We start from the raw sequence: 26,964 nt of genomic DNA on the forward strand, positions 1-26,964 counted from the left end.
TTATTTGTAACCGATTTCAATTGTCATATAACACATAAGGGATATTCCCAATTTTATGGTTTTGATATATAATACATAACAATTGCTATTTTAATAGAATGTCTTTTTATTTTATTTGAAACTGGCAATATATATTATTCTTGGAATAATTTATTATGATCAATGGGGGACGATAGATGGAAGCCATTATTACCAGTGTTTATGAAATTTTATGGGGACCGTGGATGATCTACGGTATTCTACTAGTCGGATTATTATTTACTATATTAACAAAAGGTGTACAAGTCCGTTTATTGAAAGACATGTTTAAACAAATTTTCAGTGGTAAAGAATCTGAAGCAGGTGTATCCTCTTTCCAAGCATTATCTATGGCATTATCTGGTCGTGTTGGGACAGGTAATATTGCAGGTACTGCTACAGCAATTGCCTTTGGGGGACCGGGTGCAATTTTCTGGATGTGGGTAATTGCCTTCATAGGATCTGCAACCGCTTATGTAGAATCAACATTAGCACAAATATATAAAGAAAAAAGAAACGGTGTTTATCGAGGTGGACCTGCATTTTATATCGAGAAAAGTACAGGGAAGCGTTGGTTAGGAATGATTTTTGCTGTAGCAGCAGTTGTAGCAATGTCATTTTTACAACCAACCGTGCAGTCGAATGCTATTGCTGACTCGATGTATACTGCATTTGGCATAGAGCACTGGATTTCAGGTTTAGTAGTTTGTGTTATTTTAGGAGCTATTATTTTAGGTGGCGTAAAACGTATAGCTTCAGTAGCTTCTTTTATTGTACCGTTTATGGCGTTAGGATATCTTCTTGTCGCAGCTATTATTATTGTAATTAATATTGAGAAGGTACCTGAAGTATTCTCTTTAATTATTCGAAGTGCGTTTGGTCTAGATTCTACTTTTGGTGGGATGATCGGTGCAGCAATAGCGTGGGGAGTAAAACGTGGTGTTTATGCAAGTGAGGCTGGACAAGGTACGGGGCCACATCCAGCTGCTGCTGCTGAGGTATCTCACCCAGTAAAACAAGGTCTAGTACAAACAGCTTCTGTATACTTAGCTGTATTTTTAGTTTGTACGGCAACAGCATTTATGATTCTATTCTCAGGTATGTATAATGTCCAATTAGATGATGGTAAAGGTGAATATTTAGTTGAAAATGCACCAGGTATTATCGCAGGGACAGCCTATACTCAAGCAGCTGTCGATAGTGCATTCCCGAATGCTGGGGTAGGATCGGGTTTTGTTGCCATTGCATTATTCTTTTTTGCTTTTACAACGACAATGGCTTATTATTACATTGCTGAAACGAATATTGCTTATATGTTTGAAGGGAAGCGGCAGAAAGTCGGCATACGTGTCGTACAAATTATTATTATTGCTACGACTTTCTATGGTGCCGTTCGAACATCAGATTTAGCCTGGATTTTAGGTGACATTGGTCTAGGACTAATGGTTTGGGTAAACATCATAGCGCTATTATTCTTGGTGAAACCGGCGCTTATTGCATTAAAAGATTATGAAATGCAGAAAAAGCAAGGTATTGACCCACAATTCGATCCAGTCAAATTAGGAATCAAAAATGCTGATTTCTGGGAACAAAAAAATAAAGAAAGAAAATAAGTATTTAACTGATATTTGAATCGATTTATCCGATAATGAAATTTTGTATTCATATAAAAATATTAAAGTTTTAAAATATAATAGAGCGTCTCTTAGTCTGACAATGACATAAGGGGCGCTTTTTTCTTGCCGAAAATTTTTGGTTTGCCATAAGTGGAGAAGAGAGTAATATTTTCTAATTGAATTTGTAGAAAAAAATATTGATTTAATGATTAAAAGATAAAGCTCTGTCCTTAAATAATAATGTATACCTCTCGGATTTTTCTATATATAACACATATAATGGTTTACGGTTTATGAAATTTAGCTATATAACAGAACGTAACACATATCCGCTAATGCTTTTTTATAAATTTTATATTCCTATCATTAAAAGAAAATACGAAGTATTAACTAAAAAATAAAAAAGGAGGAGAATGGATGGTGAGTTTTGTTTCGTTTCTGAATGACTTTTTATGGGGACCGTGGATGATTTATGGCATACTCGCCGTAGGTTTATTTTTCTCAATCATTACACGATTTTTACAAGTTCGATTGGTAAAAGACATGTGTGTTCTTATGTTCAAAGGGGAAAAGTCAAAAAAAGGTATTTCTTCATTCCAAGCTATGACGATTGCGCTATCTGGTCGAGTAGGAACAGGTAATATTGCAGGTACAGCTACAGCTATTGCGTTTGGAGGACCGGGTGCGGTGTTTTGGATGTGGGCTATCGCTTTTATTGGAGCCGCGACAGCTTACGTTGAATCGACACTCGCTCAGATTTACAAGGAAGAAAAAGATGATCAATATCGTGGTGGTCCAGCTTTCTATATTGAAAAAGGCTTGGGGAAAAAAAGTTTTGGTGTAATTTTTGCCATTATTGCATTAATCGCAATGGCAGTTTTAATGCCTGGCGTACAAACTAATGCAATTGCAGGGGCAATGGAAAGTGCTTTTGGGATTAAAATGTGGATTTCAGGACTTATCATCGTTGTTTTGTTAGCAATTATTATTATTGGTGGTATTAAATCAATTGCAAAAGTAGCCCAATATGTTGTACCTTTTATGGCTATTGCCTATATTTTAATGGCGATTGTGATTATTTTAATGAATATTACTGAAGTACCTGCAGTAATTAAATTAATCTTTGCAAATGCCTTTGCTCTGGATTCAACCTTTGGGGGTATCATTGGAGCTGCAATTGCCTGGGGTGTAAAACGTGGTATTTACTCAAATGAAGCTGGTCAAGGTACAGGAGCCCATCCAGCAGCAGCAGCAGAAGTATCTCATCCAGCTAAACAAGGTATCGTGCAAGCGGCTTCCGTTTATATTGATACGTTATTAGTTTGTTCAGCAACAGCATTCATGATTTTGTTTACAGGGACTTTTAATGTTTATGATGAAGCGAATGCAACATTCCTTCATCAAGGTGACTTTGGTAAAGGGATTGTAGCGTCTAATATTGAAGCTGGTGCGGCGTATACACAATACGCAGTGGACTCTGCTTTACCAGGATTCGGTTCAGAATTTGTAGCCATTGCTTTATTCTTCTTTGCTTTTACAACTGTAATGGCATATTACTATATAGCAGAAACAAATATCTCATATCTATTTAAAGGAAAGGCCGAGAAGTTATGGATTTGGGTTATGAAATTTGTTTTCTTGGCTGCCGTGTTCTATGGGACAGTAAAAACTTCTACTATAGCATGGGCTCTAGGTGATGTAGGATTAGGGTTAATGGTTTGGGTTAATGTCATAGGTATACTATTTGTTATGAAGCCAGCTCTACTTGCATTAAAAGACTATGAAGCCCAGAAGAAACAAGGAAAAGACCCTGTATTTAATCCAGAACAATTAGGTATCAAAAATGCAAACTTCTGGGTTAACTACAATAAAAATAAAAAATCAGAATAACATTCTAAGTGCTAAGGGTATTCCATTTGCCCTTAGTACTTTTTATTGGTGTTAATTTATAAGTTTCGGTACTCTTTAGCTAGGAGGCGATTTTTTGGACATTCGATTAAGTATATTAGACCAGTCACCCATCTCTGAAGGGTCCAATGCTGTCGAGGCATTGCGACAAACAACTGTTTTAGCACAAAAGGCAGAAGAATGGGGATATTCAAGATTCTGGGTTTCAGAACATCATGATACAACAACTTTAGCGGGTTCATCGCCTGAAATACTAATATCTCATTTAGCGTCAGCAACTAAGCGTATTCGTATTGGATCAGGTGGTGTGATGCTACCACATTACTCAGCATATAAAGTTGCAGAGAATTTTAAGTTATTAGAAGCCTTATACCCAGGGCGTATAGATGCAGGGATGGGAAGAGCACCAGGTGGAATGCCACGTGCAACCCATGCTTTACATGATGGGAATTTTCGTGATGTCAATCAGTTCCCTAACCAGATAGATGATTTACTTATGTATTTGCATGATGCAGTACCAGAAGGTCATCAATTCCAAGGCTTAAAAGCAACGCCAGTGACCAATAGCGCTCCACCTGTTTGGATGCTTGGTTCAAGTGCTAATTCAGCATATTTAGCAGCGGAAAAAGGCTTACCTTATATGTTCGCTCAATTTATTAATGGTGATGGAGGCCCTTCTTATGCAAAGGCATATAGAGATCGCTTTAAACCATCTCAATATTTGCAACAGCCAAAGCAAGCAGTTGCCGTCTTTGTTGTATGTGCAGAGACTGAAGAAGATGCTAAGAAAATTGCATCTTCAAAGGAACTGACTATGCTCCGTTTAGTACAAGGTAAGCCATCAGCTGGAACACCATCTATTGAAACAGCTATGAATTATCCATATACAATCTATGATTTGCAAAGTATTGAGGAATTCCGTAAAAGATTAGTTGTGGGAAATCCTCAACAAGTAAAAGAACAAATTGAAAACTTAGCAGAAGTATACCAAGCAGAAGAAGTGATGCTTGTAACGATTGCTTATAATTTTGAAGACAAATTAAAATCCTTTGAACTAATTGCAAAAGAAATAATTTAAAAATAACCTCTACTTAGCAAATTTAGCTATGTAGAGGTTATTTATATTAACTGGAAATTTTATCAGGTTCATTAGAAGGATGATTGCTATATTGTGAAAGTGCTTCTTCTTCTATCGGAATACGTATAAGCATCATTCCAAAATTAAGCAACGTAAAAATAATAGCAGTGAAATATGCTTGGAAAATAAGAGGTATAATGGCAATTTCGAGAGCGACAATGGCGTAATTTGGATGTGGCATCCATTTATATGGCCCTCGCTTTACTAGTTTGGCTCCGGGCAAAATAATGATTTTCGTATTCCAAAAACGACCAAGTGATTGAATCGCCCAAACACGTGCAAATTGTAGCGTGATGAAAGCAATTAATAGATAAGGCCATAGCGGGCTCAGTGGAGGTTTGAACCATAAATATTCAACAAGTAAGCTAAATAAAAAGAGAGTATGCAATATCACGATGAGTGGATAATGCCCCTGTCCAGCTTCAATAGCCCCCTGTTTTTTTTGGTAGCGCTCATTTGACCTTGCAACCATTAATTCTCCTATGCGTTGTAAACAAATTAGTATGAAGACGATAGAAAATAGCAAGTCATCACTTCCATTCTAAGAGTAATAGTTCTCCACTAAAACCAGGTCCTAAAGCGGCCATTAAGCCAATATCTCCTTTATTAGCATACTCTGTCATTGTCTTTTCTAATACATATAAAACAGTAGGAGAAGACATATTGCCATGATCTTGTAATATGGTTTTACTTGGTATAAGTAATTGCGAATCTATTCGTAGAGCAGTTTCATAAGCAGCCAATACTTTTTTTCCACCCGGATGTGCTACAAAATGATTGAGGTTTGAAAGCCCTGTTTTGTTAGCTTGTAAAAATTCTTCTACAAAAGGGGCTAGCCAATTTTCGATAACGCTAGGAATACTTTTGGAGAATATGACATGAAAGCCTGTATTTTCAACAGCCCATCCCATGACATCCTCTGAGTTTGGTAGCCATTTGGAAGCAGTAGCTTTAATAGCGGGTAGTGGCTGGCGAGAAGATGCCATGACAGCATCCCCACAAACGAGCGCACAAGCGACACCATCTCCGAAAAGGGATGTGCCTATAAGGTTACTTTTAGTTAAATCATTCGCTTGGAAAGTAAGGCTACAAAGCTCAATACATAGTACTAAAACTTTTGAAGCAGGGTGGGCAATACAGTAGTCATTAGCCCGACTAATTCCTGCGGCACCACCGCCACAACCTAGTCCCCAAATAGGAATTCGTACAACATGTTCAGAAAAAGGGAGTTTGTTCATAATACGAGCATCAATACTTGGTGTTGAAATGCCAGTACTAGAGATAAATACAATGGCATCAATATCCTTCGTACTGACACCGCCAGCTTTTTCTAAACAGCTCTCAATAGCAGTAACACCAAAAGAGACAGCGTGTTCAATGTAAAGTCGGTTACGTTCGGCGAAATCGTGATCTTGTTTATACCAATCAATTGGCATAGTAAGATGGCGATTAAGAATTTCACCATTTTCAAAAACACGTAAATAGCGCTCTAGTTGATTTATTTTTTGCGAAAAAAGAGTGCGAACAAAATGCTCAGCCTGAGTTTGTACCAATGTAAAGGGTGGATTATATGTACTAACTGCATGAATTTTTGGCATACTGATTCTCCTTATAAAAATAGAATATTATCAGTATCACTATGTGCAATGGCTTTTATTCAAGTATTTTTTGTAGATGAATGAGGTGGAAGGTATAAAAAAAGACTTCCATCACCTGTATGAACGGTAATAGAAGTCTTGTATTGTAGTAAATCGTTTAAGGTAAGTCCTTCATCTTCTCTAGAGCAATGATAAATGGAGGGTCATTTTTTTGGTTGATAAATTCATAACGTAAAACATGAACGTATTTTTGTGGTAAGTCACTAACATAAGCTAATAATTTATCGCGTTCATCCTTGCCGCCTTCATGACCGTGGTAAACAACGAGAATAATCATACCACCCACATGTAATAGGTCTAATAAGTCAGAGACTGCTTCGATTGTTGTGCCAGGCTTTGTGACAATCGAATGTTCGCTGCCAGGTAAATAACCGAGATTGAAAATAGCTGCTTTAATAGGCTCTGATACATAGTGTTTAACGTTTTGATGACCATCTAAAATAACAGTAGCTTGTTTGTCTAATTGGTTTTCCTCAAGGCGTAACTTTGTCGCGTCAACTGCTTGCTGCTGAACATCAAAAGCATAGACACGCCCTGTAGCGCCTACAAGCTCTGCTAGAAAGGCTGTATCATGACCATTTCCAGCTGTCGCATCAACCACAGAATCACCAGCCACAACTGTATCTGCTAGTAAAGCCTTAGTGTACTGTAATACGCGCTGAAGCTTCATTTAGATGGCACTTCCGCATTATAAAACTTCCCTTGCCAGCTACCTCGTCTTTCAAGTTCAGCATCAATACCATTTAACACTTCCCACTTGTTAACACTCCACATTGGTCCAATCATTAAGTCGATAGGTCCGTCACCTGTAATTCGATGTACGATCATGTCAGGAGGGATGATTTCTAGTTGGTCAGCTACCAGCTTAATATATTCATCCTTATCCAGAAATTCAAGCATGCCTTTTTCATATTGTTTAACCATCGGTGTACCTTTTAATAAATGAAGTAGATGAATCTTGATCCCTTGTACGTCAAGTTTAGCGACAGCTCGTGCAGTTTCCATCATCATTTCATTTGTTTCAAGAGGTAACCCGTTAATGATATGACTACATACTCGTATATTGTGCTTGCGTAATTTTTCGACGCCTTCAACATAAGTCGCGAAATCATGTGCACGATTAATCATTGTTGCTGTTTTTTCATGGACTGTTTGTAAACCTAGTTCTACCCATAAATAAGTTCTTTCGTTAAGTTCAGCTAAATATTCAACAACGTCGTCAGGCAAGCAATCAGGTCGGGTAGCAATACTAATTCCCATAACACCTTCTTGAGCTAAAGCCGCTTCGAATTTCTCTTTTAAGATTGGTAATGGGGCATGTGTATTTGTATACGCTTGGAAATAGGCCATCGTTTTGCCGTTTTTCCATTTTTGCTCCATTTTATGTTTGATTTTTTCGAATTGAACTGGAATTGGATCTACGCGATCACCAGCAAAGTCACCTGAGCCGGCTGCACTACAAAATGTACAACCACCAAATGCTACAGTGCCGTCACGGTTTGGACAGTCAAAGCCTGCATCCAAAGCTACTTTATATACTTTGTGACCAAACTTATCACGTAAATATCGATTCCATGTATAATAACGTTTCCCATCCGAAGGGAACGGAAATAAATTTTCAGTCATGCGTTTTCACTCCTCTAACGAACTATTTTAACATGGGAATGGCCTATTCATCGAATCATTTTGTTTCAAGTGAAGAAAATTAATAGAAAAAAGCTTAATGGGGTTGTTGAAATAGTGGAAATGAAATAAGGTTATTTAGTTATAAGAAACAATGGGGGTAAGGGGATGCCAAAAAGTGTCTGGCTTTTAATAATTGGTATGCTTGTAAATGTTACAGGCAATTCATTTTTATGGCCTTTAAATACAATTTATATGCATGATCATCTAGGGCAATCTCTTTCTGTTGCGGGGCTTGTGTTAATGGCAAATGCTGCCGCAGGTGTTGTTGGTAACTTACTAGGTGGTTATTTATTTGACCGTTATGGCGGCTATAAGGCAATCATGTTCGGAATTATCGTGACGATTTTAGGTCTAATCGGCTTAACAATTTGGCATGGATGGCCTCATTACGTGTGGTTTTTAACGCTAATCGGTTTTAGTGGTGGGGTAGTATTCCCAAGTATGTTCGCAATGGTAGGTACTGCTTGGCCTGAAGGAGGGCGACGTGGATTTAATGCCATTTACCTAGCTCAAAACTTAGGTGTAGCGATTGGTCCAGCTCTTGCAGGAGTTGTAGCGTCGTATAGCTTTGACTATTTATTTAGTGCGAATTTGCTAATGTACGTAGTGTTCTTTTTCATTGCCTTTTTTGGTTTCCGGTCCATGGGTGAACAATCAATGGGGCCAACATCTGTTTTGAGTGAAAGTAAGCGTGTGAAAGATAAATCCTCTTTTATCGCACTATTAATAATATCATCAGGTTTCCTATTCAGTTGGATTGCCTATTCACAATGGACGACAACAATTTCATCTTATACACAAGATTTAGGTATTTCATTGAAGCAATATAGTTTGCTTTGGACTGTAAATGGCTTATTGATTGTAATCGGGCAACCACTGATTAATCCGATTGTGAAAAAATTGGAACATCTTATGAAAGCGCAACTAGTGTTAGGGATTTCCATCTACATCGTATCTTTTATTGTAGTGAGCTTTGCAGAATCATTCCAAATGTTCATGGTCGCAATTATCATTTTGACTTTTGGTGAAATGTTCGTATGGCCAGCAATTCCTACAATTGCTAGCACGTTAGCGCCCAAAGGACGAGATGGATTTTATCAAGGGGTTGTAAATAGTGCTGCGATGTTAGGAAAAATGGTCGGACCCTTTATAGGTGGTGTGCTAGCTGATCAATTAGGGATGCATATTATGTTCATTGTTTTAACAATTTTCCTTGCGATTGCTATAGTACCTTACGTCATGTATGATCGACCACTAAAAGATAAAAAAACTGAGAGTCTTTGAGATTCTCAGTTTTTTTATTTGCATAAAATACTACATAAATTTATATATTTGCTAGAATTTGAATATTTGATACTTGTTTGAGAAAATGGAAGAGGGAGAAAATTCAAGTAAAGAAAGGGGTAGTGAAGATGAAGCCTATTTATACTTCAGCAAGTGAAGCAATTGCTGATATTCAAGATGGTATGACACTTATGGTGGGTGGATTTGGCTTAGTTGGTATTCCAGAGCAACTCATTCTAGCTTTAGTTGAAAAAGAAGTGAAAGACTTAACCATCATTTCTAACAATTGTGGCATTGATGATTGGGGACTTGGATTACTGCTACATAAAAAACAAATAAAGAAAATGATCGGCTCTTATGTAGGAGAAAATAAGGAATTCGAGCGTCAAGTACTATCTGGTGAGATTGAGGTAGAACTGACACCACAAGGTACACTAGCCGAGAAAATTCGTGCAGGTGGAGCAGGGATTCCAGCATTTTATACACCTGCGGGAGTGGGGACTCCTATTGCAGAAGGGAAGGAAACACGCATATTCGGTGGTAAGGAATATGTCTTAGAGGAAGCCTTACGTGCAGACTTTTCCTTAATAAGAGCAGCTAAAGCAGATCGTTTTGGTAATTTAATTTATAACAAAACAGCACAAAACTTTAATCCAATCATGGCTGCAGCTGGACGATTTACGATTGCTGAAATAGAGGAACTAGTGGAGCCGGGGGACATTGACCCTAACCAAGTTCAGACACCGAGCATTTACGTACAAGGTCTAGTTCAGGCGAAACAAGAAAAAAGAATTGAACGCTTAATGATTCGTTCTTAAAGAAAGGGGACTTTGAGATATGAATGTAAGAGAAATAATAGCTCGTCGTGCGGAGCAGGAAATTGCTGACGGGAATTATGTCAATTTAGGAATTGGTATGCCAACATTAGTAGCTAATTATATAGCTTCAAATAAAGAAGTAATTTTACAATCAGAAAATGGATTATTAGGAATAGGACCATATCCGACAGAGGATGAGGTAGATCCTGATTTGATTAATGCAGGAAAAGAAACAGTAACAACTATTCCTGGCTCTGCTTTTTTTAGCAATGCTGAATCATTTGCGATGATCCGAGGAGGCCATATTGATGTAGCCATTTTAGGTGGAATGGAAGTATCTGAAACAGGTGACTTAGCCAATTGGATGATTCCAGGGAAAATGATTAAAGGTATGGGCGGAGCTATGGACTTAGTGCATGGTGCAAAGAAAATTATTGTAATAATGGAGCATGTAGCAAAGGATGGTTCTGCTAAGATTAAAAAGACTTGTGAGCTACCGTTAACAGGAAAATCCGTTGTCGACAAAATCATTACGGATCGCGCTGTCATTGATGTAACACCTACAGGACTGGTATTAAGAGAAGTATTTGAAGGGTATACAGTAGAAGAAGTTGTTGCAGCCACTGGGGCCGATTTAAATATAGAAAATGTACAGGAAAATGTAGTTGTTAGATAAGAGCTATTCTATATAAAAAGAAAGGCATAAGTAGGATATGCCTTTCTTTTTTCACATTAAAAATAAAACGTGTATTATTGATATCCTTTCTTCACATATAAATAGGGTAGAAATCGTAGCCTTTACATATTATAAAGAACATTTCATTTTGAGTATCTTAACCCTTTTATTTCCAATGATTATTAAATTGCTTGTCATTTTGGCTCAATTCGATTAGAATTAGATTAAAATATAACAAGACTATGATAAGGAATAGTAAATTTATTTGATTTTCAAGAGAGCTAGCGGGTGGTGTGAGCTAGTAAATGGATAAATTGAACTCGCCTTGGAGTCTGCAATGGTGAATACAAGTGTAACCAAAGCCGTTTTCCGCGTTAAGGAGTCAAGTTGAGTGTAATACACTAATTTGGGTGGTACCGCGGGAACCTTTTTAAGCTCTCGTCCCTTTTTCTAGGGACGGGAGTTTTTATTTTGTCTAAAATATAGGAATATTATGACAATATAAATGGAAAAACTTGTTTTATTATTTTAAGGAGGAGAAATCATTGAATTTCAATCATCAAGAGATCGAAAAGAAATGGCAATCGTATTGGGCAGAACATAATACATTTAAAACTGTCAATGACGAATCAAAGCCAAAATTTTATGCACTAGATATGTTCCCATATCCATCAGGAGCGGGTCTACATGTTGGACACCCTGAAGGATATACAGCAACAGATATTTTAAGTCGTTTCAAACGTATGCAAGGCTATAATGTCCTTCACCCAATCGGTTGGGATGCATTCGGACTACCTGCTGAACAATACGCTTTAGACACGGGTAATGATCCTGCTGAATTTACAGCAAAAAATATTGCTACATTTAAACGCCAAATTCAAGAACTTGGCTTCTCGTATGACTGGGATCGTGAAATCAATACAACAGATCCAAGCTACTATAAATGGACTCAATGGATTTTCGTTCAACTATACAAAAAAGGCTTAGCTTATATTGATGAGGTAGCTGTTAACTGGTGCCCAGCACTTGGTACAGTACTTGCTAATGAAGAAGTAATTGACGGTAAATCAGAACGTGGTGGTCACCCTGTTGAACGCCGTCCTATGAAACAATGGATGCTGAAAATTACTGCTTATGCTGACCGTTTAGTCGACGATTTAGAAGAAGTAGATTGGCCAGAAAATATTAAAGATATGCAACGTCACTGGATTGGTCGCTCTGAAGGTGCAGAAGTGGCATTCACAGTAGATGGTACAAATCAATCGTTCCGTGTATTCACAACACGCCCGGACACATTATTTGGTGCTACTTATGCAGTACTTGCGCCTGAACATAAACTAGTAGCTGAAATTACAACAGATGCACAAAAAGCATCAGTTGAAGCATACCTAGATGAAGTGAAAATGAAATCTGATCTTGAACGTACTGATCTTGCAAAAGAAAAAACGGGTGTCTTCACAGGTGCTTATGCAGTCAATCCGATTAATGGTGAGAAAATGCCGATTTGGATTGCTGACTATGTACTTGCAACATATGGTACAGGTGCAATCATGGCTGTTCCTGCTCACGATGAACGTGACTACGAATTTGCAAAACAATTCGATTTACCGATCGTTGAAGTTGTAGCGGGTGGAGATATCGAAAAAGAAGCATATGCTGGAGAAGGTAAACATGTTAACTCTGGATTCCTTGATGGTTTAGGCAAAGAAGAAGCGATTGCTAAAGCGATTGAATGGTTAGAAGAAAAAGGCGTAGGTGAAAAGAAAATTTCTTATCGTTTACGTGACTGGTTATTTAGCCGTCAACGTTATTGGGGAGAGCCAATCCCAGTTATTCATTGGGAAGATGGCGAAGTAACAACGCTTGATGAATCAGAGCTACCACTTATTTTACCTAAAACTGATGATATCCGCCCAAGTGGAACTGGAGAATCACCTCTTGCGAATATTGAAGAGTGGGTAAATGTAGTTGACCCTGTAACAGGTAAAAAAGGTCGTCGAGAAACAAATACTATGCCACAATGGGCTGGTTCAAGTTGGTACTTCCTGCGTTATATTGATCCAACAAATGATGAAATGCTTGCGGATCCAGAATTATTAAAACGCTGGTTACCAGTTGATATTTACATTGGTGGTCAAGAGCACGCTGTTCTACATTTACTATATGCTCGTTTCTGGCATAAAGTATTGTACGATCTAGGTGTTGTACCAACTAAAGAGCCTTTCCAAAAATTATTCAACCAAGGGATGATTTTAGGAGAAGGTAATGAAAAAATGTCTAAATCAAAAGGGAATGTAGTAAACCCTGACGATATTATTGCGAGCCACGGTGCAGATACACTTCGACTTTACGAAATGTTCATGGGCCCACTTGAAGCATCTATTCCATGGTCTGAAAATGGCCTTGATGGAGCACGACGCTTCTTAGATCGTATCTGGCGTCTATTTATCAATGAAGATGGGTCGCTATCAGATAAAATCCAAGCCTCAGATGATACTACTTTAGAAAAAGTGTATAACCAAACAGTGAAAAAAGTAACTGAAAACTACGAGCATATCCGTTTCAATACGGCTATTTCACAAATGATGGTATTCATCAATGATTGCTACAAAGCAGATGTCGTGCCAACAGCATATGCTGAAGGCTTCGTTAAAATGTTAGCGCCAATTGCTCCTCATATTGCAGAAGAGTTATGGGCGAAGTTTGGTAAAGCAGAAACATTAACGTACGCTGCATGGCCAACATTTGATGAGTCGAAATTAACTGACGATGAAATCGAAGTAGTAGTGCAAGTAAACGGTAAAGTAAAAACCAAAATTTTAGTAGCAAAAGACGCATCTCGCGAGGACTTACAAGAAATTGCATTAGCAGATGAAAAAATTGCAGAACTAATTGCGGGTAAAGAAATTAAGAAAATTATCGCTGTTCCTGGGAAACTTGTGAATATTGTAGCGATTTAAGCTTCAACATTTAATACTTTTGCTGTTTAGCAGATTAACCACATCTTCTCTTTAACATGGAGAGAAGATGTGGTTTTTTTATTTTTTACTAGCGCAAGGGATACTGGGGTTTCATATTTAGTCCGCACAAAAATACACAGTTTCAATTTTGCGAAATTGAAACTGTGTATTTTTAATTGATTATTTTAAAAATCTCTCTGAATTGAACTTTTGCCTAAACCCATAAAAAAATCAATGAAATAAGCAACCGCGATTAAAATATGAATGGTCCATCCAAGGATAGGGATCCACGTCAGTAAAGTTAAGATAATCGCTAAAATTGGTACAACTTTTGAGTGACCAGTAACAAAGCGCAGAACAAGAACGATTACGTGAATAACAAGCGCAGTCGTTAAAGCAGAATATCCAGAACCAATCATAATAGCTCCACCTAAAATAGGTATAGCTAAGAATAGTTCATATAAAAAAGCAATAATAGTTGGGATTATGAACATATACAAGACCTCCTGATTAGATATGATACCCTATATACGTTTGAAAACAACAATAGTTGCAAAGATAATTAATTTTAAAATTAAAGACAGGGAAAATTAATGTGTAAAGATAAAGTGGTATAAATTTTAAAGATTTTTCAACTGTTATTGCTAAGGATTTTAAATAAGAAACGTTAAAATTGAGCAGTTATTTGGAAATTAAAATGGCTAAATTGGTGTTGATGATCAAATAAGACTCAATGTATTTGGTGCATATTGTAAGTGTTCTATACTTTGACTATAATCGAAATATGGAATGCAGAAAGGGTGTTGGAAATGAGTATAAATCCCAATGTGGCTGAAGTTGCTTCTCTCCTTGGAGAAACATCAAGAGCAACAATTCTTACAAGTTTAATGGATGGGCGTTTTCATACAGCCAGTGAATTAGCTTATATGGCTGCTGTAACACCTCAAACAGCTAGCTTTCACCTTGCAAAATTAGTAGAAGGTAATTTGGTGAAAGTAGAGAAACAGGGACGCCATCGCTATTATCAACTGACGGGTGGAGAAGTCGCACGTATTTTGGAATCGTTTCTTGCCATTTCGCCACCTCCTGAAGTTCGTTCATTAAAACAATCTAGCCAAGTAAAATTACTTCAGGAAGCTAGAACTTGCTATGATCATTTAGCTGGTAAATTAGGTATAAACTTAACCGAATCGATGTTGAATTCAGGTTATCTAAAAAAAGAAGAGAGAGAATTTATAGTTACTCCTAAAGGAGAACACTTCTTTACTGAATTCGGCATTGATTTAGATATACTTAAAAGAAAACGCCGCTCATTTTCACATGCTTGCTTAGACTGGAGTGAGCGTCAACATCATCTTGCTGGTGCTTTAGGACATGGACTTATGACACATTTTTTTGATTTAGGATGGATAGTTCGAGTACCATCTATACGTGCTGTAAAAATTACCGAAAAAGGAAAAGTAGGTTTCAAACAAAATTTTAATATAAATATGTAATGTTGAAATGAAAAACCCTCACCTCAGGTAGATAAGGCGAAAGTTTTAAGATTGGACGAAAGCTATTCATTTACCTTTACAGTACTTTGAAATAGATTGTTTTTTTGCTTGAAATTTCTATTGACCAAATAAATACCAATAATAATAAATAGGCCACCAACTATAAGAGAAGGATATAACGGTTCATCTAATAATAACCAACCAGTTAGCACACCAAAGAATGGTGCTAAAAATAAAAAGGCACTCGTTTTCCCTGGATCACCTTTTTGTAAAAGATAATACCAGACAGCAAATTGAACAATGGATGACATAATGCTTAGCCATAATAAAATGAGTATGGAATTACTATTCAAAATGAAAAATGATTTTTCAAGAGTAAAACTACCAAGTAATAATATTAATCCACCAAACAGCATCTGATAGGCGGATAATACCCAATTATCAAAAAATGCTCCCCACTTTTTAGCTAATAATGTGGCCATCGCCCAAAAAACAGCAGATAGAATGCCGAAAAGAATACCAATCTTGAATTCAATTTGCGCTCCCATCGTAATACTTACTCCTACTAAACCGAAAAGAACGCCAATCCATTGATAATATTTATAGCGTATTTGAGAAAAAATCGTGCCGATTACTACAACGAGTAATGGGTTTGTGAAAGTGAGAATTGAGGACTCACTAGCCGTAATTGTTCGTAAACTTAAAAAGATACAACCCATAACACCAGCTGTTTGCAAACTACCAATTATCAATAACTTTAGCCAATTCTCCTTTGAAGTTGGATGAGGTCTTTTTAAAATAATCACGATTATTGCCATGATGATTCCAGCAAGTGTAAAGCGTAATGCTGCTAATAACAATGGCGATGAATAAGGCAAACCAATTTTAACTACTGCAAAAGAAGAACCCATTAAAAATGTCGTTAAAAGTATTAACGGTATAAATTTGAAAGTATTCATATTTAATCTCCTTACATATTATAATGACTAATCTATAACTAGTATAAATGCTGAATATTTCAACTGTTATCGAAGTATGGAATGCAAAAATGTAAGATAAACATATAGTGGTAAATAACTAGGCAAGATGAGTGAACTCATTATAGTTTTATATTTTTTAGCTAAAGAAGAATTTTGTTATTGTTAGAAAGGGAAAAGAAGTTTGATATATCCATACTATTAAACATTTCTTCAAAAAAGATTTATACTAGAAGTAGCATAACAATATAGGAGAGATAAATTTAATGGAATCACAATTTCCGAAAGTTCTTCGGTTTTTCACATTGCTATGGGTAGTCACAGCAATCGGGCTATTTGCTGGGGTATTCGTTCCCGCATCATTAGTAATGCCTATTAGTATCGCAACACTTGTCTTACTGTTAATCGTTATGTTTAGTCGAGCTGCAAGAAAAGCGAGCAAATCGATCTCCATCCTTTTTGCTTTCTTAACAGGTGTGACATTATATAGTTTGCTTCAATTTTACATCGGTGCATTAGGTGGAGGTCTAGTGCTGGTTATCTTCGGTACAACTGCAGCAATCTTCATCGTAGCTGGTATTATTGGCTATAATACTAAACGCAATTTAGGTAACTGGGGCAAATTTTTGTTTATCGTATTAATCGGTGTCATCGTTTTTTCTATCATTACGATTTTCGTCGGCTTTAGCGATATTGTAATGGTCTTTTCAAGTGCAATTGGTGTTTTGCTGTTTGTAGGTTATACGTTGTACGATATGAATCAAATTGCTCGAAGTCATATTAGTGGTGAAGAAGTGCCACTCGTTGCATTAAATCTATACTTAGACTTTATCAACCTATTCACAGAACTACTAAAACTCATTTACCATTTGAAAAATATACTAGATCGAAATTAACTGATAAAAAGATAGGAAAAGCATGAATGAGATGCTTTCCCTGTCTTTTTTTATGGAGAATAATACAAATTAACTGAGTAATTTATTTTAAAATGTAATATAAGGTTTATTAAATTATCCATTTATTTGATAAGAAATTGTACTTTTAGTCCTTTTAAACTAATTTTAACTATATTACTATAATAAAGTTGTACATAAAAGTTTAGGTAAATAAAGCAACAGAAGGGAAGTAAGTACGATGTATAAGAAGATATTTTCATGTTTGATTGCAATCATCTTTATGGTAGGAACGTTGTCTTCAACGGGATTTGCGGCAACTAATGTTAAGTTTAAAGACGTTTCAAAAACTCACTCAAACAAAAAAGCAATTGAGTATGTAGTTTCGAAAAAAATAATGACTGGGTATAAAGGAAGCAAATTTAAACCGTCTAGTTATGTAACACGAGAAGATGCTGCGAAAGCAATCGTGAAAGCTTTAAAACTTTCTACTAAGAACCGTCCAAATCCGAAATTTACGGATTTAAAGAAATCGAGTAAGGCATATCCATATGCTGCAACTTTAGTAGACGAAAAAATTTGGAAGAAATCAAAAAAATTCAATCCAAAAGGTAAAATAACGAAGATTGAAATGGCGACTATGTTAACAAAGGCCTATAAACTAAAATCCGTTAAAAATCTGTCTTACTCAGATGTATCTAAGAAAAACAAAGCTTATAAAGATGTACAAGCATTTGTAACAACAGGTGTTGGTAAAAGAAAATCATCTACAAAGTTTGGTGCAAGTGATTTAGTTAAACGAGGAGCTTTTGCTCAGTACATATATAATGGGATTCTTTATAAAAAAGGTAAATTAAAATCACCATATAAAAAAGAACCTGTAAAGAAACCAGAACCAAAACCAGAGCCTAAACCTTTAACTTTTAGTGAACAAGTGGTTAATCTTATGAATGTGGAAAGAAAAAAAGTTGGAGTGGAACCACTTAAAATAGACAAAAGTCTAGAGAAAACAGCTACCCTTAAATCAGAAGATATGCGTGATCTTCAATACTTTAGCCACACGAGCCCTACATACGGTTCGCCGTTTGATATGATGCGTAAATACGGAATTAGTTATTACTATGCAGGTGAAAATATTGCGGCTGGCCAATCAACGCCAGAAGAAGTGATGAATTCTTGGATGAATAGCCCGGGTCATAAAGCAAACATGCTAAATGGCCGTTTTACTCATATTGGGGTAGGTTATGCCAAAGGTGGCCCTTATAGACATTATTGGACACAGCAGTTTATTCAAGTAAGGTAAGTTATTAAGTTATAAGTGTTTTAATAAAAAAGCGAGGAGAAAAACAATATGTTTTCTCCTCGCTTTTTATTTTAGGGACTTAAGGATATTTCTTGATTTATCAAAAATTCTCTTTTAATGTCTCTTTTATTAATGCCAATGAAGTACGATTGGCTTTCTCTTTTGCGTATCTATTATATTGGTAGTATGCTCGAAATGGATTATATCGTAATAATCTTCAAATACTTATATTATATTTTTTTATCTTTTCGTAAAGCCATGTGCGACTGATACCCAATAATCTACTTGCTTTCGCTTTGTTTCCATTTGTTTCTTTAAGTGCAGCAAGTATGAGTTCTTTTTCTTTATGATCAATAGCATTCCAATATGGCTTATTATTAAGTTCCTCCGAATATGCTAGAAGTGTATTTGTTGGACCTATTCTTATACTTTCAGTTGATTTGAGAATATTAGTGTTAGCATGAAACGATTCTGGAAGGTGTTGAGCATCTATATATCCATCACTTGTTAGATTTGCGGCCCTTTCTAAAATATTATGTAGCTCACGAACATTACCTGGCCAGTTATAGTTTATTAACTTTGTTAATGCAGAGTGAGTAATTCCTTCTAAATGAAATCCTGAAAGTTTTAGTTGTGAAATAATGGATTCTGCAATATCAGGTATATCTTCAATTCGTTCTCGTAAAGGTGGAATGTTAATCCTCATTATATTTAAACGATAATATAAATCTTCTCTGAATTTCCCCTCTTTAATAAGTGTTTCAAGGTTTTGATTTGTTGCAGCAATAATTTTAGTTTGGAGTTTAATAATACGATTGCTCCCTATTGGTTCAAACTCCTTTTCTTGTAAAACTCGTAATAGTTTTGATTGAAGGGAAAGGGGCATATCACCGATTTCATCTAAAAATAATGTTCCATTTTGAGCCATTTCAAACTTCCCCTTTTTCCCACCCTTTTTTGCACCAGTAAATGAGCCCTCAGCATAACCGAAGAACTCTGATTCCATTAATTCTGGAGGAATAGCTGCACAGTTCACTTGAATAAACATACCGTTCTGAGAAGAAGAGGCATGAATTCCATGTGCAAATAATTCTTTTCCGGTGCCACTTTCCCCTAAAAGTAAAACCGTTGATAAACTTTGAGAAGCAGCTAAGGCTTCCTTTTTTATCCGTTTAATAGTGGAAGATTCCCCGATAATATTAGCAAAAGAGTATTTTGTTCCTTTAAGTTCATTCAATTCTTTTTGATAGTAAGTGACTTGTTGTTCCAAGTTATTTACCTTTTTAATCGCTTCTTGCAAATGCTTTAAACCACGGTATGTAATTTTACAAATTGCTCCGATAGTTTCTTCATTGTTTTTTATAGGTAAGATTGTAATAAGACATTGTGTCTTACCAATTAATTTTGCAACATTCGTTATTCTGACACCTGTTTGTAAAGCTTCATCTAACCCTAAATCAGGGTAGATGTTCAAAATGGATTGCCCTAAAAGTTCAGTACTTTGAACATTATATAATTCACAAAAGCCATTATTGACCATCGTTATTTCTGCCTTTTGATCGACTAAAATAATGCCATCATAAGCTAGCTCAATAACGCTTCTTAACTTTTCCTCCCATTCCTTAGAAAAACGCAGTTCACTGGCCATTTTTTCGATATTAGTCCAATCATCCATAATGACCATGGAACCAACTAGTTTATTTTTTTCTATCAATGGATAGCTCTGTACGACAAGGCTATGCCCATTTAAATGCATCTTCTTTTTCACTATTTGTTCTTTATGATGCAATGTCCCAGTTAATAGATTAGTAATCTCCTCGAGTCCGTTTAATTCATTGAATACATGTTGTTTGTTGGGTAATAATTGAAGGATTTTTTCTGCTACAGGATTAATAGCGTTAATCTTAAACTTAGTATCAACGGAAAATATTCCGAAATTTAAGTTTTCGAATAGTAATGATTGTTGCGTTTGTAATCGATCAAATACGAGGTCATATGCAAATAATATTTGTGATGTAGAAAGAATGCCAATAGGTTGCATTTTACGATTGACGACAGGAGCATGTCCGATTTGATGATTTAGCAGCAATTTTCGAGTCTCATTAATATCTTGATCTGGATATAAAAAAATGGGATTAAAATTAATAAAAGATGAAATAGGGTACTGAAATGAATAACCATCCGCTAGTATTTGGATAATTTTATTTTTTGTTAATAAACCTATTAATCTTTTATCTTCGTTAACTACCGGAATAATTTGTGAATTTATTTTAGCGAAAATTTCTAATGTATCTTGGATTGTGTAATTTACTGTACAAGTAGGCGAATCTTTCATCATGACATCCTCGACACGCATTATAAAATTCCTCCACTCATTAAATTTACTGATAATTAAAAATATTATAACAAATAGGTGTGGAGTTTACACTTATTTGTTAACACTTGTCACTTATTAACGGAAATATGTTCACGATTATGGACATATGTATTTATTAATCCCTTAACAATCAAGAGATACAAATGAAAAATAAAGTTGGTATGCATCTTGCTTATATAGAGTGAGGCTAAAGTTTTTTGTAAGAAGGTGATTTGGTTGAGGTTTAATGAATTCGTAGTAGGTCAAAAATTTCAATCATAGCCAATAAAAGAAGAAATTATGGAGTTTGCATATAAATATGATCCTCAGTATATGCATATTGATGAAAGAAAAGATGGAAATAGCATAGGATGGCATAGTCAAAGTGTAAAGGAGAGATAGATATGGCAATCAGTGAGATGCATCAAGCAGATGAGTTGTTGTTATTTCGTAAATCCATTCAATCTATAGCAAAGAAATTAATTGAACCGGAATATAGTAAGTGGGAAGAGAATGGGACCATCCCTCGTGATGTTTGGAAAAAGCTTGGAGATGAAGGACTGTTATGTATAGATATTCCAGAAAGATACGGTGGGTCAGGAGCGCCTTTCTCTTATTCTGCAACAGTTATCGATGAGTTGAATCGTCTAGGTTATGCAGCAATTGCGGTTAATTTATCTGTCCATTCTAATATTATTGCTCATTATATATTGAGCTCAGGAAATGAAGAACAAAAAAATTACTACCTACCAAAAATGGCTACCGGTGAACTTGTCGGTGCAATTGCAATGACTGAGCCCGGAGCAGGAAGTGATCTTCAAGGAATTCAAACAACAGCCCGGTTTGATGAAGATCAATTAACTTATGTTATAAATGGTTCAAAAACATTTGTTAGTAATGGTCAACTTTGTGATTTTGTGATTGTTGTTGCTAAAACGGACTTGCAAGTACCTGCATCAAAAGGAACAACATTATTTATTGTAGATTTATCAACTTCAGGTATTAGTCGAGGGAAAAACCTTCAAAAAATTGGGTTACATGCATGTGACACTTCTGAAATGTTTCTAGAAGATGTATTAGTTCCGGAGAAAGCAATTTTAGGCGAATTAAATAGAGGGTTTATTACATTAATGAAGGAACTTCCAAGGGAGAGGTTAACAATCGCAATTGGAGCCCAAGGAGCAATGGAAGGAGTATTAGATTTAACCATTGCTTATGTAAAAGAACGTAATGCATTTGGAAAACCGATTAGTCAATTTCAAAATACTAAATTTCGCATTGCAGAAATGAAGACGGAAGCAAGAGTGAATCGCTCGTTTGTTAATGAATGTCTGTATTTAATGGAAAGAGGAGAACTTGATACTGAAACAGCAAGTATGGCTAAACTTACATGCACAGAAGCACAAGGGAAAATCGTAGACGGTTGCCTTCAATTATTCGGAGGGTATGGGTACATGCAGGAATATCCAATTTCTAGAGCTTTCGTGGATGCTAGAATTCAAAGAATTTTTGGAGGTACCTCTGAAATTATGAAAGAGATTATTAGTAGAGGCATTTTTGGAAAGTAAGATTAGCAGGGGGGATGGATAATGGGCATTTTAAAAGGATTGAAAATACTAGATTTTTCAACCTTGTTACCGGGTCCTTATGCCACGATGATGTTCGCTGATATGGGAGCGGAAGTAATCCGGGTGGAGTCTCAGGCAAGGGTCGATCTGATTAGAGTGATGCCGCCTTTTGACAAAGATGGTTTGTCTGCTGCGCACGGTTATTTAAATCGCTCAAAACGATCGTTGACATTAAATTTGAAGCAGGCGGCATCAGTGGAAATCATTAAATCGTTAGTGGCCGAATACGATATCGTTATTGAACAATTTAGGCCGGGTGTCATGGAGCGCTTAGGTCTTGATTATGAATCACTAAAGAAGGTGAATTCTAAACTCATTTACTGCTCGCTGACAGGATACGGTCAAACAGGGCCATACCGCAATCGGCCGGGGCATGATAATAACTATTTGTCAGTAGCTGGTGTAATGGACTACTCACGTCGTAAAGGAAAAGCTCCGACAACGATGGGTATCCAAATTGCGGATATTGCGGGTGGTTCATTGCATTCGGTTATTGGCATATTGGCAGCTGTTGTTCATCGTGAGAAGACTGGGGAAGGGCAATACATCGACGTAAGTATGACAGATGCTGCCTTCTCAATGAATGCGGTATATGGATCGGGATATCTCGTCGGAGGAATCGAGCCACAACCAGAAGAAATGCAGTTAAATGGTGGCACATTTTATGATTTTTATGAAACGAAAGATGGACGGTATTTTTCCGTTGGTAGCATTGAGCCGCCTTTTAAAAAGATACTTTGTCAGGCCCTAGGAAAACCGGAATTATTTGAAATAGGAATGAGTGAAAAGGCCACGGATCAAGACATGTTTAAGAAAGAAATTAAAGCAGTTTTTTTAACAAAGAATTATGAAGAATGGCTTGCCGTGTTTGATGAAGATTTAGAGGGATGCGTGGAACCGGTATTAACGTTTGCCGAAGCGTGCGATCATCCGCAACTTCAAGCAAGGAGAATGATAGTAGATGTTCCGAAAGCGGATGGGTCCAGTCAAAAACAAATGGCTACTCCAATCAAATTTTCATCAGCTAAACCAATTTATCAGTATGTAGGTACAGCTGTCGGTGAAAATACAGCAGAAATTCTAGTAGGACAAGGATTTAGTGAGCATCAAATTAGAGAATGGAAAGAACAAGGCGTATTTAAATAAAGGGGGTAACTTACAATGAGCAATCAACCAATTATTTATGAAAAACGTAATCAAACAGCCTGGATTTATTTAAACCGTCCAGACGAAATGAACGCAATAGGAAAAGCTTTATTGCTTGCTTTGAAAGAGGCAATTGTCCAAGCAGAAAACGATGGTGATGTCCGAGTTGTTGTACTTTCAGGCAAGGGGAAAGCATTTTGTGCAGGAGCAAATTTAAAGGAACTTTTGGAAGACCTTGAGGTGAAGTATCAAAAGGAACCGGGCTTATTAGATTTAAGTGAAGAGCTTTTTGGGAAGTTAGAAAAGTTGAGTAAACCTTTAATTGCTGCATTAAATGGTATTACATTGGCGGGCGGTTTAGAGCTTGCGATGACCGCAGATTTTGTTATTGCGTCTGAAAAAGCGAAAATCGGGGATGCTCATGCTAATTTCGGTGTTTTGCCTGGAGCAGGTGGCGCTGTGAAGTTGCCACGAAAAATTGGTGTTAACCGTGCGAAGTACTTACTGTTCACTGGAGAATTTATTAGTGCAGCTGAAATGAAGGAATATGGATTTGTCCAAGAAGTAGTTAGTTCAGAGGAATTGGAAAATACTGTGCAATCAATCGCCGACAAAATTTCGGAGAAAAGTCCTTTGGTCCTTCGCAAGATGAAACAACTTGTAACGGATGGATTGGAGCAACCTTTAGAAATAGCATTGAAACAAGAATTGCTATCGTTGAAGGAGCATACAAAATCATACGATATGGCAGAAGGATTAGCTGCTTTCACAGAAAAAAGAAAACCAGTTTTTGAAGGATATTAACTTCAAACAATAGTAGTTCAAACTATTACTTTATAAAAAGAATTCTAACGGTGAATGCCGCAAATTTTGATCAATAAAAGAATTGGAGTGGAGAACATGAATGTAAAAGGTAAAGTAGCAATTGTTACGGGAGGAGCTTCAGGTTTAGGACTTGGTACGGTTACAAGTTTAGTAGAAAGAGGAGCAAAAGTAGTCATTTTTGATTTGAATGAAGAAAAAGCACAACAGGCATGTGAGCAATTAGGTGAAAATGTTGCATACGCGCTTGTAAATGTTACGGACGATGCATCAGTGCAAGCTGGTATTGAGAAAGTGATTGAAATATTTGGAGCGGTGCATATTTGTGTGAACTGTGCTGGTGTCGGAACTCCTCAAAAGACATTGGGTCGTTCAGGTGCAATGCCTTTAGAAAACTTTAAACAAGTGATAGATATCAACTTGAATGGGACGTTCAATGTACTGAGATTAGCAGCAACAGAAATGGCGAAAAATGATCCTCTTACAGATGCTGGTGAGCGTGGAATTATTATAAACACGGCTTCAGTAGCTGCTTTTGACGGGCAAATGGGGCAAGCAGCTTATGGTGCAAGTAAAGCTGGAGTTGCAGGAATGACTTTGCCAGTTGCACGCGACCTATCTTCCTTTGGTATTCGAATTAATACGATTGCGCCTGGTTTGTTCCGTACGCCAATGGCAGAGACTTTATCAGAAAAAGTGGTTGAGAAATTGGAAAGCATGGTCGAGTTTCCAAAACGTCTTGGAAAACCGACTGAGTACGCATCATTGGTACTTTTCATGATAGAAAATGAGTATATAAACGGTGAAGTGATTCGTCTAGATGGTGGAATTCGGATGTCTCCACGTTAAGTAATGATTCAGTAGGAACGAAGCGAACGTCGTTACCTTATATCAAAATGGCTAAATAAAATTCTGAATGTTCAATTATATTGGAGGAATGAATGGATGAACATTGTAAATATTTTAGCGCAAAATGCAGTAAGACACCCGGAAAAATTAGCAGTTGTTTATGAAGACCGTTCATATACGTATGGCGAGTTTAATGAAATTGTGAACCGTTTTGCCAACGGTTTACTTGACTTAGGAGTAAACAAGGGAGAAAAAGTGGCTCTTATGATGAAAAACTCCGATTTCTTCGCTATTTCTTATTATGCATGCGCCAAAATAGGTGCAGTCATTGTACCGATGAATTTTCGGTTAGTAGAAAGAGAAGCGAATTACATCTTGAATCAATCTGATAGTGTCCTTGTCATTTGCGATCAAGACTATGAAGAGTTAATTCAAGCGTCCAAAAATGGCATTCCTGCTATCCGTCAAGTGATTACAGTTGAAAAGCCAATCATCGAGGGAAACTTGTCAATTGAAGCTATCTTATCTGAGGATACTTCTGAGCCACCTATTGAAATTGACGGTACGGATGCCCTTCATATTTTGTATACATCTGGAACTACGGGGAATCCAAAAGGAGCACTATTTGACCATCAACGTGTGACAAATGTAAATGTGTGTATGATTGGAACACTTGGTTACAACGCACAGGATAAATTTATCCATATTGCGCCGTTATTTCATGCAGCGCAGCTAGTAATATGTTTAACAAGTAGTTTTTTCGTAGGTGGATTTAACGTGATACACCGCGAATTTAACCCTGCAGCTATATTTAGAGACATTGAGAAATATAAAATCACGAACTTTTTCGCTGTGCCAACAATGTATAAATTAATGCTTGATTATACGGATAAGGATCAATATGATGTTTCATCTATTAACCGTTTTTCTTATGGTGCAGCACCTATGTCAGCTGAGCTAGTTAATCAATGTATCAAATTTTTCAAAACGCGTAATTTTTATAGCTTATGCGGATTAACAGAAGGAGGCCCTACAGGTGTTTTCTTATCTCCGGAGGAACATAAGACAAAAGTTGGATCAGCTGGTAAGGACGGCTTGTTGTTCACGGAAGTGAAAGTCGTTGCACCTAATGGGTTTGAAACAAAGGCGGGTGAAGTTGGAGAAATTATTCTTAAAGGTAGTACGATTATGAAAGAATATTATAAAAAGCCTAAGGAAACGGCAAGCACGTTAAGAGATAGTTGGTTATACACTGGGGATTTAGGCGTAAAAGATGACGATGGATACATTTCTATAGTTGATAGAAGTAAAGATATGATTATTTCAGGTGGAGAAAATGTCTACTCTGTTGAGGTTGAGAACGTGTTAAGCGCACACCCACAGATTGCAGATATCGCAATCATTGGAACACCCGATCCGAAGTGGGGAGAAGTAGTGACGGCGGTTATTGTACCAAAAAATGGAGAGACGATAGATCTTGTTGAGTTGGAAGCTTATTGCAGAAAGAATTTATCGGGCTATAAAATTCCAAGAAAAGTGCTATTTGAAAACGAATTGCCTCGCAATGCTTCTGGGAAATTGATGAAGTTTCAACTGCGAGAGACAGTCAAAAGTAATTAATTAATAAATAACTAGCTATATAAATTAAGCATAGGCGACTATCAAGGAGCAGCCGGAGCGGATTTGAAGGGATTCTTTATTTCAACAATTAGACGTTAAAAAAACTAATACC

General features: G+C 36.6%; 21 protein-coding genes, 2 pseudogenes and 1 other annotated feature. Of the genes and pseudogenes, 16 read left to right on the plus strand and 7 right to left on the minus strand.

The window, feature by feature from the left end:
* The first annotated feature begins 176 nt into the window (after window positions 1-176).
* The 3 genes from AC3IS5_RS04315 to AC3IS5_RS04325 all read left to right on the plus strand — a co-directional run bounded on the left by AC3IS5_RS04315 (window position 177) and on the right by AC3IS5_RS04325 (window position 4,620).
* Window positions 177-1,631, plus strand: a complete 1,455-nt coding sequence (locus AC3IS5_RS04315; RefSeq protein ID WP_489426699.1) for an alanine/glycine:cation symporter family protein — start codon at window positions 177-179, stop codon at window positions 1,629-1,631.
* Between the two features lie 420 nt (window positions 1,632-2,051).
* Window positions 2,052-3,524 carry an alanine/glycine:cation symporter family protein gene (locus AC3IS5_RS04320; RefSeq protein WP_489426700.1) on the plus strand — a complete coding sequence of 491 codons (1,473 nt, stop codon included), beginning with the start codon at window positions 2,052-2,054 and terminating at the stop codon, window positions 3,522-3,524.
* A gap of 94 nt (window positions 3,525-3,618) precedes the next feature.
* Complete coding sequence (locus AC3IS5_RS04325; RefSeq protein WP_489426701.1) at window positions 3,619-4,620, plus strand: LLM class flavin-dependent oxidoreductase; 1,002 nt, start codon at window positions 3,619-3,621, stop codon at window positions 4,618-4,620.
* Window positions 4,621-4,666: 46 nt separating this feature from the next.
* On the opposite strand, the gene AC3IS5_RS04330 is transcribed toward AC3IS5_RS04325, so the two are convergent.
* The 4 genes from AC3IS5_RS04330 to mnmL form a co-directional block, all read right to left on the minus strand.
* The gene (locus AC3IS5_RS04330) at window positions 4,667-5,152 is read right to left on the minus strand and encodes an isoprenylcysteine carboxyl methyltransferase family protein (RefSeq protein ID WP_489426702.1); all 486 of its coding nucleotides are present in this window, start codon (window positions 5,150-5,152) and stop codon (window positions 4,667-4,669) included.
* A gap of 58 nt (window positions 5,153-5,210) precedes the next feature.
* Entirely contained in the window at window positions 5,211-6,278 is a 1,068-nt protein-coding gene (locus tag AC3IS5_RS04335) for a type III polyketide synthase (RefSeq protein WP_489426703.1), read from the minus strand.
* A gap of 157 nt (window positions 6,279-6,435) precedes the next feature.
* Window positions 6,436-7,008, minus strand: coding sequence for a tRNA 5-(aminomethyl)-2-thiouridylate-methyltransferase MnmM (gene mnmM, locus AC3IS5_RS04340; protein ID WP_489426704.1), 573 nt, complete (start codon window positions 7,006-7,008; stop codon window positions 6,436-6,438).
* Entirely contained in the window at window positions 7,005-7,964 is a 960-nt protein-coding gene (mnmL, locus tag AC3IS5_RS04345; protein ID WP_489426705.1) for a tRNA modification radical SAM protein MnmL/YtqA, read from the minus strand. The genes mnmM and mnmL overlap by 4 nt, the downstream gene beginning before the upstream one ends.
* Window positions 7,965-8,129: 165 nt before the next feature.
* Between mnmL and AC3IS5_RS04350 the strand changes: the two genes are divergently transcribed.
* From AC3IS5_RS04350 to leuS, 4 genes are all read left to right on the plus strand, one after another.
* Window positions 8,130-9,308 carry an MDR family MFS transporter gene (locus tag AC3IS5_RS04350; RefSeq protein ID WP_489426706.1) on the plus strand — a complete coding sequence of 393 codons (1,179 nt, stop codon included), beginning with the start codon at window positions 8,130-8,132 and terminating at the stop codon, window positions 9,306-9,308.
* Window positions 9,309-9,436: 128 nt separating this feature from the next.
* Window positions 9,437-10,126, plus strand: coding sequence for a CoA transferase subunit A (locus tag AC3IS5_RS04355; RefSeq protein ID WP_489426707.1), 690 nt, complete (start codon window positions 9,437-9,439; stop codon window positions 10,124-10,126).
* A 19-nt stretch (window positions 10,127-10,145) separates the two neighbouring features.
* Window positions 10,146-10,802, plus strand: a complete 657-nt coding sequence (locus tag AC3IS5_RS04360; RefSeq protein ID WP_489426708.1) for a 3-oxoacid CoA-transferase subunit B — start codon at window positions 10,146-10,148, stop codon at window positions 10,800-10,802.
* A 233-nt stretch (window positions 10,803-11,035) separates the two neighbouring features.
* Window positions 11,036-11,251, plus strand: a binding site (T-box leader).
* A 96-nt stretch (window positions 11,252-11,347) separates the two neighbouring features.
* Window positions 11,348-13,762 (plus strand): leucine--tRNA ligase, encoded by a 2,415-nt coding sequence (gene leuS / locus AC3IS5_RS04365; RefSeq protein WP_489426709.1) that lies wholly within the window; start codon window positions 11,348-11,350, stop codon window positions 13,760-13,762.
* Window positions 13,763-13,947: 185 nt separating this feature from the next.
* Here the strand turns inward: leuS and AC3IS5_RS04370 are convergent, their stop codons facing one another.
* Window positions 13,948-14,256 (minus strand): hypothetical protein, encoded by a 309-nt coding sequence (locus AC3IS5_RS04370; RefSeq protein WP_489426710.1) that lies wholly within the window; start codon window positions 14,254-14,256, stop codon window positions 13,948-13,950.
* Between the two features lie 315 nt (window positions 14,257-14,571).
* Here AC3IS5_RS04370 and AC3IS5_RS04375 point away from each other — a divergent pair, with 315 nt between their 5' ends.
* On the plus strand, window positions 14,572-15,258 hold the full coding sequence (locus AC3IS5_RS04375) for an ArsR/SmtB family transcription factor (protein ID WP_489426711.1): 687 nt from the start codon (window positions 14,572-14,574) through the stop codon (window positions 15,256-15,258).
* Between the two features lie 62 nt (window positions 15,259-15,320).
* On the opposite strand, the gene AC3IS5_RS04380 is transcribed toward AC3IS5_RS04375, so the two are convergent.
* The gene (locus tag AC3IS5_RS04380) at window positions 15,321-16,217 is read right to left on the minus strand and encodes a DMT family transporter (RefSeq protein WP_489426712.1); all 897 of its coding nucleotides are present in this window, start codon (window positions 16,215-16,217) and stop codon (window positions 15,321-15,323) included.
* 284 nt (window positions 16,218-16,501) lie between these two features.
* Between AC3IS5_RS04380 and AC3IS5_RS04385 the strand changes: the two genes are divergently transcribed.
* From AC3IS5_RS04385 to AC3IS5_RS04395, 3 genes and pseudogenes are all read left to right on the plus strand, one after another.
* On the plus strand, window positions 16,502-17,131 hold the full coding sequence (locus AC3IS5_RS04385; protein ID WP_489426713.1) for a Bax inhibitor-1/YccA family protein: 630 nt from the start codon (window positions 16,502-16,504) through the stop codon (window positions 17,129-17,131).
* Window positions 17,132-17,411: 280 nt separating this feature from the next.
* Window positions 17,412-17,753 (plus strand): annotated as a pseudogene (locus AC3IS5_RS04390) (S-layer homology domain-containing protein); the annotation flags it as partial.
* Between the two features lie 276 nt (window positions 17,754-18,029).
* Window positions 18,030-18,431 (plus strand): annotated as a pseudogene (locus AC3IS5_RS04395) (CAP domain-containing protein); the annotation flags it as partial.
* A 217-nt stretch (window positions 18,432-18,648) separates the two neighbouring features.
* Here AC3IS5_RS04395 and AC3IS5_RS04400 read toward each other — a convergent pair.
* On the minus strand, window positions 18,649-20,787 hold the full coding sequence (locus AC3IS5_RS04400) for a sigma 54-interacting transcriptional regulator (protein WP_489426714.1): 2,139 nt from the start codon (window positions 20,785-20,787) through the stop codon (window positions 18,649-18,651).
* Between the two features lie 404 nt (window positions 20,788-21,191).
* Here AC3IS5_RS04400 and AC3IS5_RS04405 point away from each other — a divergent pair, with 404 nt between their 5' ends.
* The 5 genes from AC3IS5_RS04405 to AC3IS5_RS04425 all read left to right on the plus strand — a co-directional run bounded on the left by AC3IS5_RS04405 (window position 21,192) and on the right by AC3IS5_RS04425 (window position 26,852).
* The gene (locus AC3IS5_RS04405; RefSeq protein WP_489426715.1) at window positions 21,192-22,355 is read left to right on the plus strand and encodes an acyl-CoA dehydrogenase family protein; all 1,164 of its coding nucleotides are present in this window, start codon (window positions 21,192-21,194) and stop codon (window positions 22,353-22,355) included.
* 21 nt (window positions 22,356-22,376) lie between these two features.
* Window positions 22,377-23,561 carry a CaiB/BaiF CoA transferase family protein gene (locus tag AC3IS5_RS04410; protein WP_489426716.1) on the plus strand — a complete coding sequence of 395 codons (1,185 nt, stop codon included), beginning with the start codon at window positions 22,377-22,379 and terminating at the stop codon, window positions 23,559-23,561.
* 15 nt (window positions 23,562-23,576) lie between these two features.
* Window positions 23,577-24,365: an enoyl-CoA hydratase/isomerase family protein gene (locus tag AC3IS5_RS04415; protein WP_489426717.1), complete on the plus strand. Its 789-nt coding sequence runs from the start codon at window positions 23,577-23,579 to the stop codon at window positions 24,363-24,365.
* Window positions 24,366-24,461: 96 nt separating this feature from the next.
* Window positions 24,462-25,232, plus strand: coding sequence for a 3-hydroxyacyl-CoA dehydrogenase (locus AC3IS5_RS04420; protein ID WP_489426718.1), 771 nt, complete (start codon window positions 24,462-24,464; stop codon window positions 25,230-25,232).
* A 96-nt stretch (window positions 25,233-25,328) separates the two neighbouring features.
* A complete protein-coding gene (locus tag AC3IS5_RS04425; protein ID WP_489426719.1) occupies window positions 25,329-26,852 on the plus strand; it encodes a long-chain-fatty-acid--CoA ligase in 1,524 nt (507 codons plus the stop codon).
* Window positions 26,853-26,964: the final 112 nt, after the last annotated feature.

The sequence above is a fragment of the Viridibacillus sp. KH_047 genome (assembly GCF_057838945.1).

Bases quoted from the DNA above. Each gene is read 5' to 3' on its own strand.
- AC3IS5_RS04420 (WP_489426718.1), top strand. From the start codon at position 24,462: ATGAATGTAAAAGGTAAAGTAGCAATTGTTACGGGAGGAGCTTCAGGT.
- AC3IS5_RS04330 (WP_489426702.1), bottom strand. From the start codon at position 5,152: ATGGTTGCAAGGTCAAATGAGCGCTACCAAAAAAAACAGGGGGCTATT.
- AC3IS5_RS04380 (WP_489426712.1), bottom strand. From the start codon at position 16,217: ATGAATACTTTCAAATTTATACCGTTAATACTTTTAACGACATTTTTA.
- mnmL (WP_489426705.1), bottom strand. From the start codon at position 7,964: ATGACTGAAAATTTATTTCCGTTCCCTTCGGATGGGAAACGTTATTAT.
- AC3IS5_RS04350 (WP_489426706.1), top strand. From the start codon at position 8,130: ATGCCAAAAAGTGTCTGGCTTTTAATAATTGGTATGCTTGTAAATGTT.
- mnmM (WP_489426704.1), bottom strand. From the start codon at position 7,008: ATGAAGCTTCAGCGCGTATTACAGTACACTAAGGCTTTACTAGCAGAT.
- AC3IS5_RS04335 (WP_489426703.1), bottom strand. From the start codon at position 6,278: ATGCCAAAAATTCATGCAGTTAGTACATATAATCCACCCTTTACATTG.
- AC3IS5_RS04320 (WP_489426700.1), top strand. From the start codon at position 2,052: ATGGTGAGTTTTGTTTCGTTTCTGAATGACTTTTTATGGGGACCGTGG.
- AC3IS5_RS04370 (WP_489426710.1), bottom strand. From the start codon at position 14,256: ATGTTCATAATCCCAACTATTATTGCTTTTTTATATGAACTATTCTTA.
- AC3IS5_RS04355 (WP_489426707.1), top strand. From the start codon at position 9,437: ATGAAGCCTATTTATACTTCAGCAAGTGAAGCAATTGCTGATATTCAA.
- AC3IS5_RS04415 (WP_489426717.1), top strand. From the start codon at position 23,577: ATGAGCAATCAACCAATTATTTATGAAAAACGTAATCAAACAGCCTGG.
- AC3IS5_RS04400 (WP_489426714.1), bottom strand. From the start codon at position 20,787: ATGCGTGTCGAGGATGTCATGATGAAAGATTCGCCTACTTGTACAGTA.
- AC3IS5_RS04410 (WP_489426716.1), top strand. From the start codon at position 22,377: ATGGGCATTTTAAAAGGATTGAAAATACTAGATTTTTCAACCTTGTTA.
- AC3IS5_RS04375 (WP_489426711.1), top strand. From the start codon at position 14,572: ATGAGTATAAATCCCAATGTGGCTGAAGTTGCTTCTCTCCTTGGAGAA.
- AC3IS5_RS04405 (WP_489426715.1), top strand. From the start codon at position 21,192: ATGGCAATCAGTGAGATGCATCAAGCAGATGAGTTGTTGTTATTTCGT.
- AC3IS5_RS04425 (WP_489426719.1), top strand. From the start codon at position 25,329: ATGAACATTGTAAATATTTTAGCGCAAAATGCAGTAAGACACCCGGAA.
- AC3IS5_RS04385 (WP_489426713.1), top strand. From the start codon at position 16,502: ATGGAATCACAATTTCCGAAAGTTCTTCGGTTTTTCACATTGCTATGG.
- AC3IS5_RS04315 (WP_489426699.1), top strand. From the start codon at position 177: ATGGAAGCCATTATTACCAGTGTTTATGAAATTTTATGGGGACCGTGG.
- AC3IS5_RS04360 (WP_489426708.1), top strand. From the start codon at position 10,146: ATGAATGTAAGAGAAATAATAGCTCGTCGTGCGGAGCAGGAAATTGCT.